Origin of the sequence: Labilibaculum sp. (assembly GCF_963664555.1) — a bacterium.
GTDB lineage: Bacteria > Bacteroidota > Bacteroidia > Bacteroidales > Marinifilaceae > Labilibaculum.
The window spans coordinates 2,592,467-2,609,608 of sequence record NZ_OY761461.1 but is presented as its reverse complement, the minus strand read 5'-3'; the positions used below and the strand labels follow the sequence as shown (position 1 = coordinate 2,609,608).

At 36.4% G+C, this 17,142-nt stretch carries 14 protein-coding genes; 7 read left to right on the top strand and 7 right to left on the bottom strand.

The window, feature by feature from the left end; translation table 11 throughout:
- The first annotated feature begins 2 nt into the window (after positions 1 to 2).
- The 7 genes from ACKU4N_RS10380 (at position 3) to ACKU4N_RS10350 (ending at position 6,768) form a co-directional block, all read left to right on the top strand.
- Positions 3 to 374: a hypothetical protein gene (locus ACKU4N_RS10380; RefSeq protein WP_321316217.1), complete on the top strand. Its 372-nt coding sequence runs from the start codon at positions 3 to 5 to the stop codon at positions 372 to 374.
- An 11-nt stretch (positions 375 to 385) separates the two neighbouring features.
- Complete coding sequence (locus tag ACKU4N_RS10375; RefSeq protein ID WP_321316216.1) at positions 386 to 1,300, top strand: DUF5777 family beta-barrel protein; 915 nt, start codon at positions 386 to 388, stop codon at positions 1,298 to 1,300.
- A gap of 29 nt (positions 1,301 to 1,329) precedes the next feature.
- Entirely contained in the window at positions 1,330 to 1,734 is a 405-nt protein-coding gene (locus ACKU4N_RS10370; RefSeq protein WP_321316215.1) for a c-type cytochrome, read from the top strand.
- A 93-nt stretch (positions 1,735 to 1,827) separates the two neighbouring features.
- Positions 1,828 to 2,790, top strand: a complete 963-nt coding sequence (locus ACKU4N_RS10365; protein WP_321316214.1) for a cytochrome c3 family protein — start codon at positions 1,828 to 1,830, stop codon at positions 2,788 to 2,790.
- A 1-nt stretch (position 2,791) separates the two neighbouring features.
- Positions 2,792 to 3,406 carry a cytochrome b/b6 domain-containing protein gene (locus ACKU4N_RS10360; RefSeq protein WP_321316213.1) on the top strand — a complete coding sequence of 205 codons (615 nt, stop codon included), beginning with the start codon at positions 2,792 to 2,794 and terminating at the stop codon, positions 3,404 to 3,406.
- A 792-nt stretch (positions 3,407 to 4,198) separates the two neighbouring features.
- Complete coding sequence (locus tag ACKU4N_RS10355) at positions 4,199 to 6,418, top strand: TonB-dependent receptor (RefSeq protein WP_321316212.1); 2,220 nt, start codon at positions 4,199 to 4,201, stop codon at positions 6,416 to 6,418.
- Between the two features lie 32 nt (positions 6,419 to 6,450).
- A complete protein-coding gene (locus ACKU4N_RS10350; protein ID WP_321316211.1) occupies positions 6,451 to 6,768 on the top strand; it encodes a heavy-metal-associated domain-containing protein in 318 nt (105 codons plus the stop codon).
- Between the two features lie 202 nt (positions 6,769 to 6,970).
- Here ACKU4N_RS10350 and ACKU4N_RS10345 read toward each other — a convergent pair whose 3' ends face one another.
- The 7 genes from ACKU4N_RS10345 to ACKU4N_RS10315 form a co-directional block, all read right to left on the bottom strand.
- Complete coding sequence (locus tag ACKU4N_RS10345) at positions 6,971 to 8,029, bottom strand: hypothetical protein (RefSeq protein ID WP_321316210.1); 1,059 nt, start codon at positions 8,027 to 8,029, stop codon at positions 6,971 to 6,973.
- Positions 8,030 to 8,375: 346 nt separating this feature from the next.
- Positions 8,376 to 9,452, bottom strand: coding sequence for a butyrate kinase (gene buk, locus ACKU4N_RS10340; RefSeq protein ID WP_321316209.1), 1,077 nt, complete (start codon positions 9,450 to 9,452; stop codon positions 8,376 to 8,378).
- 103 nt (positions 9,453 to 9,555) lie between these two features.
- Positions 9,556 to 10,701, bottom strand: coding sequence for an acyl-CoA dehydrogenase family protein (locus ACKU4N_RS10335; protein WP_321316208.1), 1,146 nt, complete (start codon positions 10,699 to 10,701; stop codon positions 9,556 to 9,558).
- 140 nt (positions 10,702 to 10,841) lie between these two features.
- The gene (locus ACKU4N_RS10330; protein WP_321316207.1) at positions 10,842 to 12,647 is read right to left on the bottom strand and encodes an acyclic terpene utilization AtuA family protein; all 1,806 of its coding nucleotides are present in this window, start codon (positions 12,645 to 12,647) and stop codon (positions 10,842 to 10,844) included.
- A 49-nt stretch (positions 12,648 to 12,696) separates the two neighbouring features.
- Positions 12,697 to 14,703, bottom strand: a complete 2,007-nt coding sequence (locus tag ACKU4N_RS10325) for an acetyl/propionyl/methylcrotonyl-CoA carboxylase subunit alpha (protein WP_321316206.1) — start codon at positions 14,701 to 14,703, stop codon at positions 12,697 to 12,699.
- A gap of 55 nt (positions 14,704 to 14,758) precedes the next feature.
- Positions 14,759 to 15,559 (bottom strand): enoyl-CoA hydratase-related protein, encoded by an 801-nt coding sequence (locus ACKU4N_RS10320; RefSeq protein WP_321316205.1) that lies wholly within the window; start codon positions 15,557 to 15,559, stop codon positions 14,759 to 14,761.
- 44 nt (positions 15,560 to 15,603) lie between these two features.
- Entirely contained in the window at positions 15,604 to 17,136 is a 1,533-nt protein-coding gene (locus ACKU4N_RS10315) for a carboxyl transferase domain-containing protein (protein ID WP_407937246.1), read from the bottom strand.
- Positions 17,137 to 17,142: the final 6 nt, after the last annotated feature.

The following is a 17,142-nucleotide window of genomic DNA, read 5'->3' as shown; positions in this document are numbered from 1 at the left end:
CTATGCAAAAGAACAACTTAGTAAGTCTTTTACTGGTTTTCCTGACAACTCTGTGTTTTGTTTCGTGCGAATACGATACCATTGAAGTGGATCAAATCGTTATACCACCTGACCAGGAAATCTCCTTTAGTACGGATATCGTACCCATATTCACTTCCAATTGCATTAGCTGTCATGATGGTGGAATTAATCCGGATCTAAGAGCATCCAATGCATTTAATGCATTAACTACCGGAGGTTATATAAATGTTGATCTTCCAGGCTCCAGCGAATTGTATACAAAATTACAATCAGGATCTCACAGTACCCGAGCTTCATTAACTGAAAAACAATTAATTCTTGAGTGGATAACCCGAGGTGCCAACGACAATTAAAACTATACACTATGATAAGATCTAAATATTCAATTCAAAAATTTATGAAAATGACTTTTTCATGGATGTTCCCTTTCTTCTTGTTTCTTGCTATCGTCTTGAGTGCATCACAAAATTGCTTTGCTCAAGAAGATGAATTTGCAAACGATCCTGTTACCGGTACTTTTGAGTCTGGACTTCTTGGAGAAACTCAAACTACAGTAACTCCATTTGCCGGCGAATTTGAATTACATATTCAACACCGTTTTGGATTAATCGAAAATGGATTGGAAGATGTTTTTGGTATTTATGCCACCTCAAACATTCGCATGGGAATAAATTATGGTGTTACCGAAAAATTCATGTTGGGTTACGGATATACTAAAGAATTTAAACTGCAGGAATTTCATGGAAAATACAGACTTTTCACACAAACAGAATCGAATTCAATTCCTGTTTCTGTAGCATTGTATGGAAATCTATCAATTAACTCTCAAGATGAAGTAGTTTTTGGTAATGACTATGCATTCTCAGATAGATTGGGATATTTTTCTCAGTTAATAGTAGCACACAAATTTAATGAGAATATCTCGTTGCAATTAGCTCCAAGTTTTACGCATTTTAATAAAACAGATTCTTTAGTTGAACATGACAAGGTAGCAATTACCCTTTCTGGTAGAGCTAAAGTAACACCTTCGATGTCTGTATTTTTTGAATATGATCAGCCATTAAACATTGATGATATGAGAGAATTTACCAATTCAGATCAAACCGATCCTGAAGCCAATTTAACTTTTGGTATGGAAATTGGTACTAGTACTCACGTGTTCCAGGTGTTTATGTCGAACTATGAGGGAATTACTCCACAAAGGAACATTTTATACAATAAAAATAAAATTGGAGACGGCGACTTTCTTGTAGGATTTAATATCTTAGTAAGGTTCTAGTTAATTCTCTTAATTAAAAAAAGTTACTTATGAAAAAGATGAAATTTTTTATCCTTATTGCAATTGCGGTGGTAGGATTTGCATTTACTGCACAACAAAAAAAAGCTGAAGCCTGGGAAGTACCTGCAGAATATAAAAGCATGGAAAACCCATTAGCTAATGATAAAGCCAGTGTGAACACAGGAAAAATGGTTTACATGAAACATTGTCGTTCATGCCATGGTAATGCAGGATTAGGAGACGGACCAAAAGCAGCTCGTCTTAAAACCTTCCCTGGTGATTTTTCAGATTCTGATTTTCAAGCTCAAACTGATGGCGAAATGATGTACAAAGCTATTTTCGGAAGAGATGAAATGCCTAACTATGAAACTAAAATTCCAAGCAAAAAAGATCGATGGGCTCTTGTAAACTACATGCGTACATTTAAAAAGTAATCGATATTCAGACATTAAAAAGGGGTATAATTTTTATACCCTTTTTTTCTGAAAATTTAATAAAGCCAAATTGCAACACTTAATAACTTGAGCATGAACCTAAGCAATTTTAAACATATTATTCTGATTGTTAGTTTCCTTTGCACTGTTTCTTTTGGTTTCGGGCAGGAAACAAATGAAGAAAATCAGTCTGGCAACGACAAAAACCAAAAATGCCTTAAATGCCATGGAAATCACACATTCAAATATATGAATGAAGATTTTGGCATTGAGATAAAAGAAGCAATGTGTGACAATAGAGTAATTGATACCATCGCTTATGTGCAATCCAATCATGGAATGTTTGATTGTACTGATTGCCATTCGCCTGAATATCAAACATTCCCTCATGATGGCAATTTGAGAATGGGACTAATGTACGCATGTAATGATTGCCATGGCGGTGATCCTGAGTATGCTAAATTTCATTTTGATGAGATTGAAGTTGCTTTTAATGAGAGTATGCATTACAATCGGGCACCTGATGCCTTCAACTGCTGGAGCTGCCACAATCCACACTCCTACAAAACACAGGCAAGTAAAGGTGGGAAAATTTCAGAAACAGTTACTTACGACAATAATATTTGTTTAAAATGTCATGCTGATATAAGTCAATTTGAATTACTCACCGAAAGGGAAAACATCAATATTCTTAAGACACACGACTGGCTGCCAAATCAAGAGCTTCATTTTAAGAATGTTAGATGCATCGAGTGTCATACACAACTAAATGACAGCCTGCTGATAAGCCACGTTGTTATGCCAAAAGAGAATGCTATTCGGGAATGTACTAAATGTCATTCTGAAAACTCACGCTTAATGGCTAGTCTGTATAAGTACAAAAGTATGGAATCACGCAAAAGCAACGGTTTCATTAACGCGGTAATTATAAATGAATCGTACGTTATAGGTGCGAACCGTAATAAGTATTTGAATATATTAAGTGTAATTATTTTTGGGTTGGTGCTATCTGGAATTTTCATTCACACCATTTTCAGAATCTTTAAACGTAAATAATATGGCTAGCGAAAAACTTTATTTATATCCAATTTGGATTCGTATCTGGCACTGGATGAATGCAATCCTTTTTATTACTCTTTTGGTTACGGGAGTTAGTATGCAATATTCAAATCCTGAGAATCCTCTGTTGATTTCCTTTGAACGATCTGTTGAGTTCCATAACCTTTGCGGCATACTGATAAGTCTTAATTACCTTCTTTTTATTTTTGGAAATCTGTTTACATCAAATGGAAAACAATACAAAATGAAAACCAAAGGCTTACTGACCCGAATCTACAACCAATCGGTATACTACCTTTTTGGAATGTTTAAAAAGCAGGATTCTCCCTATCCGATATCGGCTGAAAATAAATTTAATCCAATGCAACGTTTCATTTACTCAACCGCTATGTATGTTGGATTTCCTATTATTATAGCAAGTGGCACGGCAATGTTATTTCCTGAAATCATTATTCCTCAAATATTTGGATTCAGCGGTTTATTAATTACGGCGATAGTACATGTGATTATCGGTTTTGTTTTATCTCTTTTTCTGTTTATACATTTGTATGTTTGTACAATAGGAAGTTCTATTAGCAGTAATTTTAAAAGCATGATAACGGGTTGGCATTAACAGCCCCATCTTAAATAACAAACCGGATCCATTGGATTCGGTTTTTATTTTGACAAAAAATAAAAAAACAATTAGAAATCATTACTATTTTTACGTATTCATATAAAAACAGCAAAAAAATTGCAATCACGCTTCACCCTATTTAGAATAATAATTGTCTTACCAATAACAAAAAACAAATAAAGCTGTCTATTTAAAGATGCTGCAACGAATAAAAAATATCATATCTATTGTTCTGCTGGTATTCTACCTTGCAGGATTTTGCGGTATTCATCTTTTAAAGCACAGTTGCCCAACCTGCGATTATTCCGAGATGTCAATCTCAATAAATTCTGATACTTCTTGTACCAATTGTTGTTGCAAGGAAAATAAAAAATCAACAAATACGTATATCGTGCATTCAGATCACAATGTATGTTGTGATTTTGATTTAGTTTATCTGAAAACAAACCCAACAACTGTAATTACAAAAGCAAACAAGGCTCCGATTGCCTCAGAAACAGTACTTTTCACATCGCAAACAATAAACTCACAAATAATTTTTGCACCTGAAAGGTATCTTCATGAATTTGAAGACAGTAATTCAGACAGAAACAAGCGCATAAAACCAGAGGTGTTGTGTTGCTTTATTTGTTGATTTCCTACCATTTCTGCTTCATTTAATACCATGATTTCTTATCCATAAGAGATCTTGTAAATTTCAGTACCAAAAATAATCACTTATTTAACTACTCTTTAGATCAAAAGTCTCAATATAAGACTTTACTTATCTATTGTGTTTATTTATTTCATATGAAGATTAGAATTCTAACAATAATCCTATCTCTGCTTCCAATTTTCTCAATTGCTGAAGATATCAAAGGAAAAATAATTGAAAAACCTGTTTCCGGAGAAATTATCCCATTAGCCGGAGCTTCGATATTTTGGAAAAACACAACAATTGGCACAGCCGCAAACGCTGATGGTATTTTCACTTTAAATTCAAGTACGAAATCCAAAACACTGGTGATACAATTTGTTGGTTATGAAACAAAAGAAATAACTCTTGAACAAATTGGCACAAAAGAAATCATCGTAGAACTTATTCCTAATATTGCACTAAACGAAGTTGTAATTTCGAAGCGTAAATTGGGAACTGTTACAGATCGGGAAAACCCGATACAGTCGCAAAATATAACAGGTGCTGAACTGTGTAAAGCAGCTTGCTGCAATCTTTCCGAAAGCTTTGAAACAAATGCTTCGGTTGATGTTTCGTACGCCGATGCCGCGACAGGTGCGAAATCAATTAAGCTGCTTGGACTTACCGGGAAATATATCGAAATGATGACTGAAAAAAATCCAAATTTTAAGGGATTGGCATCTGTTTACGGCATGGTGTATGTTCCCGGACCTTGGATGGAATCCATACAGGTTTCTAAAGGAGTTGGATCTGTTATTAATGGATATGAGTCCATAACCGGTCAAATCAATATAGAATATCTGAAACCACAAAAATCGCCAAAATTCTATCTAAACACTTATGCCAACAGTATGGGAATGACTGAGGTTAATGCAATTACTTCCGTTAAGTTTTCGCCAAAATTATCAACTTCTATCCTCGCCCATGTTCAAGATAATGATCGGGAAATAGATATGAACCATGATCATTTTTTAGACGATCCAATGGTGTCACAATACAATTTTGTGAACCGTTGGAATTGGGACGCCGGTAAAAATCTGAAAGCCCAATTTGGCATTAAATTCATTGATGAACAACGAACTGGTGGTCAAAAAGGATATAATACAAATCAACCTAATGATCTCAGCAATGCCTACCGAATTAATATTGACACACGCAGATATGAAGCATTTGCAAAAATGGGATACATGTTTCCAAAAGATGGCAATAAGAGCATTGCATTGATCACTAATTTTGCCGCGCACGAGCAAAAATCATTTTACGGATTAAGAAATTACGATGCGGATCAGAAATATTTTTATGCCAATTTGCTTTTTCAATCTTATATTGGGAATTTGAAACACAAATACACTGCCGGCTTATCGTATGTTTACGATGACTTCAAAGATTATTTATCTGGAGACAATCTTGGTACTAACCAAACCAAAAAAGTTGCAGGTGCTTATGTAGAGTACTCATGGCTCCCTAATGACAAAATCACTTTGCAAACAGGCTTGCGGTATGACAATCACAATATTTTTGGTGATTTTGTAACTCCACGAGTTCATTTCAGATATCAATTTACTCCTACATCAACAATTCGCATGGCAAGTGGCAGTGGCAGAAGAACCTCTAATCCAATTGCTGAAAACAGCTTTCTGCTAGCTTCAAGCAGGTCTTTTTATATCCAGGATAATTTAAAACAGGAAAAAGCATGGAACTTTGGCTTAAGCTTAACTCAGGATTTCAATTTATTTGAAAAAAGTTTTACAGCTTCGGCTGATTGCTATAGAACTACATTCAGTAACCAGGTAATTGTTGATCTGGATAACAATCTGAATTCAGTTAAATTTTACAATATGGATGGACGATCATGGGCAAACAACTTTCAAATAGAACTAAAATTTGAGCCTGTAGAACGTTTTGATGTTACTACTGGAATTCGCTTTTCGGATGTTAAGGCGGATATTAATAATGAATTCAGAAAAGTTCCATACGTGAATCGTTACAAAGGTTTAATCAATTTGTCATATGCAACCAACTTTAACAAATGGCAATTTGATTTTACCACTCAGTTTAACGGTGATATGAGAATTCCATCTACTCAGGAAAATCCAAGTGATTTTCAACGAAGAGAAAAATCTCCGGCTTATGCTTTGATGAACGCCCAAATCACAAAACGTTTTCGCATTTGGGAATTGTATTTCGGAGGAGAAAATCTTGGCAATTATACTCAAAAGAATCCTATTATAGAAGCAGAAAACCCTTTTGGAGAGCACTTTGATGCTACTATGATCTGGGGACCGATTCAGGAAAGAAAATTTTATTTAGGTGTTCGCCTAACAATTGAATAAAGAAATATTTACCAGTTCAAATAATAATAAACATGAAACAAATTACAAGAAATCTTAGAACATCCATAATGGCCTTAAGTTTCGTTTTGCTTACAAGTACTACTTTTGCAAATAGCAAAGAAGAGAAGAAAGTTGATACTGTAATTTTCAAGGTTGAAATGGATTGTATGGGATGTGCCAGTAAAATTGAAAAAAACATTCCTTATGAGAAAGGAGTAAAAGCTTTAAAGATTGATTTCAAAAAGCAACAAGTGACTGTTACCTATAAAACCAAAGTAACCAATAAAAAAAATTTAAAAGAAGCTCTTGAAAAATTAAAATTTAAAGTAAAAGAAGAAGCTAGTAAATAAAACCTTAATAATAGCAGTATTTAAGAAATAAAAAAACCGGGGTATTCCCGGTTTTTTTATTTCCCTTTTATATTTAGGTTCTTGTCTATAATATCCTTTCAGAGCAAATCTCTCCTTAAATTACAACCGTTTTTGCTGCATAAAAAAGTTGCTCAATCTTTTCAGATGAGCAACTTCTTTTATTATTAATATTGTAAGCAAATTAGATACCTGGAGTTGGCTCTGCTTCTAATGCTTCAATTGAATTTTGCAATAAAGCTTTCACATATTTTGGATTGTGTACTCCTAAACTACGATCTTCTTCTAATCCAGCCCAATTAAAGAATGCGCGTGCCTGAACCATAGGATAAGTTCCAACAACTGGTTCGTAAGCTGCATCAGCTTCAACCCAAACCACAACACCTAAACGGATTAATTCGTCTCTAAGTGTTTCAAGTTGACCTTCAACAATTGATTGTACTCCTCCATAATTAAAATCTGCCTCTTCAACACCATGACATGTATTACATGCTAAAAGAGAAGGATTATATGTATGTCCACCTTGATCTTCATCATTATCAAATTCTGCCATATGACAACCGGTACAAGAAGCTTGTGCTAAATGAGTTGCAGATCCAGCCACAGGATAAGTTACAGAACCTTCAATTTCAGCAAAGCCAACACCAGCAACTACATTAGCCTGTGCTCCATGATGAGGCCCGTAATGAGTACTTGTAATTTTATATGTTTCTCCTGGCACGTCAAAAATAGGCTCAGCTCTTCTTGACTGATGACAATTTGCACATAAATTTGAGTTTCCATTTAAATCCATAGTAATACTAGGATCAAATATTGGATGTACTGGATCTTTAAGTCTTAAAGCATAATCGCTGCCTCCAAACGACTCATGCAAACCATGACATGTTGCACATTCCCATGCCGTAGGATTGCTAATATTACCAGCAACTTCACCTGTATTAGCGAATTGGACAAACCCCTGATGAGAGTGACATTGTGCACAAGAAGCGCGTCCCCCAGCATAATCAACAGCATTGATACCACTGCTATGAACGGACATTGCAAATTGAGCCTCAATATTAGATTTAACTTCTGTAGCATGACAATCTAAACATGTTGAATTTCCATCAGTTCCATTGGTTCCATTAGTTCCGTCAGCACCAGCAGGTCCCATAGGTCCTTCCTTTGTACAACCAGCTATTAACAGAGAAATGGTGAAAACACCAATTCCTACAAATTGAAAAAATAAGCGAGTTTTTTTCATAATAAAAAATATAAGATTAAATTTAGTAGTTCCTTTTTTGGCACAAAGAGTGCATCTCCTTATACTTTTTAAATATATATGAATGCAAATGCCTTATCAATAAATGGCTGGCGAGATTTATAAACTACAAGAAAGAGGTTTGTTTTGTTTAAAAAACGAGGAATTTGGTTTTTAAATCGACATTTATCATTTAATGGGCGATTTTTGTCGGTCAAACATTCAACACTCTAGCTATCTGGTTATTAATAGTATGCAATTGAACAAAAACTAGGATTGAATTTCGTTTGAAGCATAAAAAAATCAGCCAAAGCTGATTTTTATTGATTATAAATTAAAATAAATTCTTCTAGTAATCTAATATTTCTGTCTCATTTCGTAAAATCATTCTACCATAATCACTAAGAGCACTCAGTACTTCTGCTCCGGGATAAATAGTAACGGGAGCAATTTTTTCAACCCTTGTTCTTATTTCTTTCACTAATCTTTCATCTTTAGCCAAACCACCTGTAATAATAATCGCATCAACAGCTTCATCACCAAATACAGGATACATTGAACCTATTGACTTAGCAACTTGATAAGCCATTGCTGATAACACCTCTGTAGCTTTAGAATCACCTGCATCCCTCATTTTACAAACATCAAATCCACTGTAAGTTTTAAAATAAGCATACAAACCACCTTCACCTGTCTGCATTTTCATCATCTCTTCCTGAGTATATTTTCCTGAAAAGCACATTTGAATCATCTCTCCCATTGGCAAACTTCCACTTCTAATCGGTGAAAACGGCCCATCACCATCGTATGCCTGATTTGAATCTATTACTCTCCCCTTTTTATGAGCTCCAATGCTTATTCCTCCACCTAAGTGAGCAATTATCAGATTCAATTCTTCATATTTTTTATAAATGCTCTTAGCATACCTTCTTGCACTTGTTTTCTGATCCAATGCATGAAAAATAGAACGCTTTTTAAACTCAGGACGACCTGTTATTCTTGCTATATCTTCCAATTCATCAACCACAACAGGGTCGGCAACAAAGGCTTCTGCACCATCAATTTGTTCTGAAATCGTATAGGCGAGTAATCCACTAAGATTCACAACATCATTGCCAAACTCACAATTCGAGAGGTCTTTAATCATGGCCTCATTAACGCGATAAACACCAGATTTTACCGGCTTGATAAGTCCTCCTCTGCCAATAATAATTTTTATTTCATCAATAGCAATATCATTGGCCTTTAACTCATCCATAATCACTTTTGCCCGAAATTTTGTTTGATCGCAAAAACATTTAAAATCATCAATCTCCTCTGGCTTATGGTTAATTTTCTTTAAAAAAACCGGAGAGTTCATCCGATAAACTGCTATTCGTGTAAATTGCATTCGCGGATTTAAAGCAAGTATCAGTTCTCTACTCATAGTGTTAGTGTTTGTAGTTATATAACTTAAAATTAGAAACAACAGTCTCTTCCGTTTGTCTTATACTTTTATTTATTTTCCATACATTCTATTGTGATACATCTCAACATCCAATATATCTTGAAATGACCAATCTTTGAATTTCAGATGTTCCTTCTCCAATTTGAAGAAGACGTTGATCACGATAAAACCGTTCTACCGGATATTCTTTCATCAAACCATATCCACCGTGAATTTGAACAGCTTCGTCGGCAACTTCCTTTGCAATTTCTGAACAATACAATTTAGCCATAGCAGCCTCTTTTCCATATTCTTTCCCTGTATCTTTCAACCAGCATGCTTTATACAACAGGTTTCTTGCTAACTCAATTTTCAAAGCCATATCAGCTAATTTAAACGAAACAGCCTGAAATTTAGACAATGCTTTTCCAAATTGTTTTCTCTCTTTAGCATAAGCCAGAGCCAATTCATATGCGCCCTGAGCACATCCGAGTCCCATGGCTGCAATCGATAATCTTCCTGAATCCAAAGTTTTTAACATCACCTTAGATCCCATACCACGTTCGCCCAACATATTTTCTTTTGGTATGCAGCAAGAATCAAAGAACATTTCCGAAGTATCTGAAGCCCTCCACATCATTTTGCCATGCATGGCTTTTGATTTCCAACCCGGTGTTCCTTTTTCAACAATAAAGGTGGTAAATTCTTTATCCTTACCGTTTATTGCTGTTACAGCCTGAACTGTAACCCCCGAACACAAAGGAGTTGATCCATTTGTAATGAAGATTTTCGATCCGTTAATCTCCCAGTTATTTTCATTGTCTTTAGCAAATGTTTTTGATCCCCGGGAATCTGAACCAGCCTCAGGTTCAGTCAATCCAAAGGCCCACAACTCTTTTCCGGAACAAAGTCCAGGCAAGTATTTTAATTTTTGCTCTTCACTGCCAAATTCATACAACGGCCCTATTCCAAGCGAATTGTGAGCTGCAAGTGTTGCTGCGTGCGAGCCATCCACCCGTGCAATCTCCTCAACAGCAATTATATAAGATAAATAATCGGTTTTATGTCCGCCATACTTTTCAGGAAGTGTCATGCCAAATAATCCCATTTCTCCCATTTTTCGAGTCAATTCAATTGAAAACTCCTCTTTCTCATCCAATTCCTGAACCAATGGTTTTATATCCCGCTCTGCAAAATCACGAACGGCCTTTCTTATCGTATCATGTTCATCATTCAAATATGGAAACATATATATTTCAATTAGTAATTAATAATGCCGGAATGAGGAATAAATCCTGTCACTTCAATCTTTAAACTTCCCCATTCATAAATATTAAGTTAGCAACTATCAATGATTTCACAAATCCTATCTCGTATTTATTTTGTGAATTAATCAGAGAATATCGAGCCTAAAACATCTTCAGGAACCACAATTTCTTGATTCAAAAGTGCTGATGCAAATGTTTTACCCTGAGCATCAATCATTAATGATTTTGTTCCACCACCATCCAAAGCTTCCTCCAACAGAAAATTCAAAGCCATTAAATTGTCAATTTCGAATCTTGTAACTTTTCCTTTTGATAAGCCGAAAAACATATCGGCAATTCTTTCCGAAGTTAATTCTGCTTTTAAGAATTCATATACTGCTTTCGATCGAGCCAATACTCCAATATTTACAGTATCTCCTTTATCTCCTGAACGGGCCAAACAAATTTCCCTGAATGGGACAGCACACATTTTTTCAGCTTTCTTCTTTTTTACATTGTCATGATAAAAATCCGATGATTGTGCAGTTACTAATTCCTGTTCATTTCCTAAAACAGAAGGTATTTCTGATGTTTCTTTAATTTCTCCATCTTCATTTAAAACATATACAATTGATGAGATACAAGTTTTTGGGATTAAAGTAGGCCAATACGTAATTACCTGCTGCATTCTTGCCCTGCCACCTGTTACGGCAACTCCCGGAGGTCCGCTCAAAATTAATGGTGCAATACTCATCGAAAAGTCTTTGATTTTTGAAACATCGTTATCGTAAACAGATAATCGAAGTAATATTTCATTGGGATCAATATCCTCAGCCAAATGTTGGTGACAGGCATTGTATCCCACAAATTCAGTGTTTTTCTTTAAATAAGTATGTTTTAAACGCTCCCAAAATATTTTTTCAAACTCTTGTGCTTTGTTCAAAACTTTTCCACCACTAATTACAATAGAACTTGTTGCTTTGTATCCATCTTCATATGCCATGGACACTTTCAGATATGGTGTAGATGGATGACCCTTTGCATTCTTCACTAATACCCTATTCTCGCCAAGCTGTTCTAACTCCAACTGACTAAAATCGGCTACAACATCGGGACTGATATATTGGGCCGGATTGCCCATTTCGTATACCAATTGCTCGCGAATGGTGTCAATACTGATTAAACCTCCCGTGTTCTCATGTTTATATACCGTAAATTCACCATTTTGCTTCATTTCAACAATCGGATATCCCATATTATCCCAGCGCTTCACTTTTTGCCAATCGGTAAAATTACCACCTGTTGACTGAGCTCCACATTCAATAATATGACCGGCAACCAAACCTGCAGCCAATTTATCCCAATCATCCAGTTTCCAGCCCAATTCATAGATCATTGGCGCCATGGTTACCGAAGTATCGGTTACACGGCCTGCCAATATTAAATCAGCTCCGCTTTCCAAAGCTTTTAATAAAGGTGGCACACCCAAATAAATATTCGCACTTTGTATGTTTTCTAAGATATCCTTAAACTCATCTCCGGTATCCATGTTCTTAAAATTAGCTTTAGAAGGATAAAACTCATCTATCCGTTCAATGATATTATCACCTTCAACTACTGCTATTTTAATTGAAATCCCTTTCTTTTTGAGTTCCGTGAGAATTTTACGGGCACAACCTATCGGATTAATGCCTCCGGCATTTGTAATCATTCTAACACCTTTCTCTTTCATCAAATCAGCCACATCTACAATCTGATCCACAAAATCAGTAACATAGCCTAAAGATTCGTTTTTTAACTGTTGTTTACGAAGAATACTCATCGTTACTTCTGCTAAAAAATCAGAAGATATGTAATCCACATCTCCACCTTCCAACTGTCTTCGAAGTACACCAAGGTCATCACCCCAAAAACCACCGGCATTTGCAATTCTGATTTTGTCTTTCATATTTTCAAAGTATTAATTATCATGTTTCAATCGTACACCCTTTTTTTCTTTAGCTTGATATATCTGAGGGTTTGCTTTTTATGTTTTTCAGGATTATTAGTTCCATTCTATTTTGTACCTGATCACCCTCGCTAACAAATACAACTTCAACAATTCCTTCAAAAGGTGCAAGAATACTGTTCTCCATCTTCATAGCTTCAACTATAATCAATACATCACCTTTAGCAACAATTTGACCTGTTTTGACTTCAATTTTAACAACTCTGCCAGGCATTGGCGATAAAATCCTTCCATCACTTTCCTTCAGGTCAGTAAACCCAATATATCCTATATTGGATTGCATCTCCGACCATCTCATCAGTTCACGAACAATCCCCTGACAACTCACAAAACTCTTTCCTTCTGTATTTTTAGATTGATAGAACAGATATCTGACACTATTAAACTCCAGCATCAGATGGCATCTGTCAATATTCACATTTTCAACAGTATAGCATGCATCATTTATTTTTATATCATATGGATTTTTACTGATGATTTCAATATCAAGTACTTCCTCATCTACAATTCTAAGTTTTGTTCCCTGCTGTCTCCAATAGCCAATTTCTTCCCAAATTGAATTGGCCTTATCTCTTTTTAATTCGAACAAAGCAAAACTGATTTGGAAAAGAGCTGCAGGAATTTCAAGTTTATCTTCCTGCATTTTTCGCATCAACGTATCATTATGATTCTGACAAAAATGTGTTGAGATTTTATTTTGTCTGAAATGATCAGTATTCAGTAAAGTATGCAAGTACATGATGTTATTCTTGATTCCATGTATTTCATAACTGTGCAAGGCGTGATGCAATCCTTCAATGGCCAGATCCCTGTTTTCATCCCACACAACCAACTTCGCAATCATTGGATCGTAATCGGAATGAATTGTGCATGGCCCCGTTACAGCTGAATCCAAACGTAATCGCCCATCGAACAATTTGGGGGCTTTGTAAAAACTGATTTCACCCGGCGATGGAATAAACTCCTTTTCAGGATCTTCAGCATAAATTCTGGCTTCAATGGCATGTCCCTTCATGTGAATATCTTCTTGCCTCAACTTCAGTTTTCGCCCCGAAGCTATCGACAACTGCTTTTCCACCAAATCAATTCCTGTAATCATTTCTGTTACCGGATGTTCCACCTGAATTCTGGTGTTCATCTCCAGAAAATAGTAATTCAAGTCTTCATCTACCAAAAACTCAATTGTTCCTGCATTGGTGTAATTCATTTCCTGAGCCAGAAAAACAGCCATATTGCCCATTTCCTTCCTCAATTCAGGCGTTAATGTTGGCGAAGGAGCTTCCTCAATCACCTTTTGAAAGCGTCGCTGTATCGAGCATTCACGCTCAAATAAATGCACTACATTCCCATGTTGGTCAGCTAAAATCTGAACTTCGATATGTCGGGGATTTTGTATGTATCTTTCGATTAAAACGGTGCCATCGCCAAAATAGCTTGCAGCTTCGCGCGATGTTGACTCCAAAGCAGCTGACAGTTCTTCTTTTTTATAAACGATCCGCATTCCCTTGCCACCACCACCAGAGGCAGCTTTAATCAAAAGAGGGAACTGCATTTTTTCCGCTTCCTCTATCAATCTCACGGAGTCTCCAACAACACCTTCCAAAACCGGAACACCAATGGATTTGGCAAATTCCCGTGCATTCACCTTATTTCCCATTAACAGGATAGCATGAGCATCAGGCCCCACAAAATCGATTCCATTATCGATGCATAATTGTGAAAAAACAGCATTCTCGGCTAAAAATCCGTACCCCGGATGAATAGCATCTGCCTTTGCTCTTTGTGCAATTTCAACAATCTGATTTAAATTCAGGTATGTTTCCTGTAAATTATTTCCCCTTAAAGGATATGCCTCGTCGGCCTGCAAAACATGCTCTGCCTGCCGATCGATTTCAGTATATAGCGCAATAGTATGAATGCCTAATTCTCTTGCTGTTCGCATGATTCTTAAGGCAATTTCGCCACGATTCGCTATTAATAGTCTTTTGTAGTACATTCAAATTCACTTAGTAATTGACAATGAATAATTATTAATTACACATTATTAATTTTTAATTATCAAGAGTCCAATTGGGTTTCCGTTTCTCCAAAAATGAATTCATTCCTTCCTGACCTTCATCCGACTGACGAAGCTCAGCAATCATTTTCGCTGTATTTTCCATCGCTTCTTCATGATTCCAAACGTTCTCAACATCATAAAGCAATTTTTTGCAAGTAGAAACTGCTATGGGACCACTCGATTTTAATTTTAAAATCAGATCCTCTAACTTTTCGTTTAGTTTCTTTTCACCAAACGACCAATTCACCAAACCTGCTTGTTGCGCCTCTTTTCCATCGAATCTCATTCCAGTAAGCATCAACTCTTTCGATTTGTATTCGCCAACCCGTTTCATCACGTATGGAGAAATACAAGCTGGAACAATACCAATTTTTACTTCACTTAATGAGAAAACGGTGTTTTTATGTGCCAGAACAAAATCGCAGGCTGCCAATAAACCATTTGCTCCACCAATAGCTGCGCCATGAACAATCGCAATTGTAGGAAACTTACAGGAATATACAGCATTAAAGCATTTTGAGAGTTGATAACTCTCCAGATAATTTTCCTGATAAGAATAATTGGCAACACTTTTCATCCATTTCAGATCAGCACCCGCACAAAAAGATTTTCCTTTTCCTTTTATGATCACAACTCGAATACTACCGTAATTCATCTTCTCAATTTCTTCGAAACAATCAATGATTTCGCCAATCATTACCTCATTAAAAGCATTGTGTATCCCGGGACGATTCAATGTAATCGTTCCAATTTTATCTTCTATATTAAACTCTATCGTTTGAAATTCTTTCATTTTCTTTTTGTTAATCTCCCACATAAATAACGGGGCAATTCAATTTACATTCTAAACACTCCAAAATCAGGTTCCCCAAACTCTTTATTTACCGAAGCTGCTATTCCCATTGCCAAAACTTTTCTTGTATCTACAGGATCAATAATACCATCATCCCATAAGCGCGAAGTGCTGTAGTAGGCAGAACCTTCCTCTTCATATTTTTCTAAAATGCTATTCTTCAACTGATTTTGTTCTTCCAGGAGGAATTCCTTCCCTCTTTTCTGAAGTTGTTGTTCTTTCACCTGCACCAAAACACCAGCCGCCTGTTCGCCACCCATTACCGAAATTTTGGCATTGGGCCACATAAACAACAATCTTGGTTCGTAAGCACGCCCGGCCATGGCATAGTTTCCAGCACCAAAAGAACCACCAATAATTACGGTAAATTTAGGAACCTGTGCATTTGCAACTGCATGAACCATTTTGGCTCCATCCCGCGCAATTCCCTTGTGCTCATACTCTTTCCCAACCATAAAACCAGTAATATTCTGCAGAAAGATTAATGGAATCTTACGAAAACAGCACAATTCAATAAAATGTGCCGCTTTAAGCGATGTTTCGGAGAAAATAATGCCATTATTAGCTATAATTCCAACTGGAAAGCCCATGATCTTTGCAAAACCAGTAACTATGGTTGGAGCATAACGTTCTTTAAACTCATGAAAAGAACTTCCATCTACTATTCTGGCAATCAATTCTCGGGCATCAACAGATTTCTTCAAATCGATTGGAGCCAAACCGTACAATTCATCAGCAGGATACGCCGGGGCTTTTACTTCTTCTCTTTCAAGTGCATGTTTTCGCAGCTTAGGCATCGATTCAAATATGTTTCTGCAAATTTGAACCGCGTGCCGGTCATCTTCAGCTAAATGATCTGCTACTCCGGAAATAGAAGTGTGCATCTCGGCTCCGCCCAATTCCTCAGCCGTAACGTCCTCTCCTGTTGCGGCCTTCACCAATGGTGGTCCGCCGATAAAGATAGTTCCTTGTCCTCTTACAATAATAGTTTCATCACTCATGGCCGGCACGTAGGCACCACCTGCGGTACACGATCCCATTACGATGGAAATTTGAGGAATTCCTTTGGCCGACATTTTTGATTGATTAAAGAAAAACCGTCCAAAATCATACTTATCAGGAAACACTTTCGATTGTTCAGGAAGAAAAACACCTCCCGAATCAACCATATAGATACATGGCAAATGATTCTCCAGAGCAATCTCCTGCGCCCGAATGTGTTTTTTGATGGTTTCTTTAATATATGTTCCGCCTTTTACTGTTGCATCATTAGCAACAATCACGCATTCTCTGCCGTGAATTACCCCAATACCAGTCACAATACCCGCTGAAGGAAATTGATTTTCGTATTGGTCGCAAGCTGCCATTGCTGAGAGTTCCAAAAAAGGAGTGTTCTTGTCCAATAACAGCTCAATGCGATCTCTTACCAATAATTTTCCACGCTTCAAATGACGCTCTTTGGCTTTTTTATCAACACCTTGCAATACTGATTTTAACCGATGGCGATATTCTTCCATCAATTT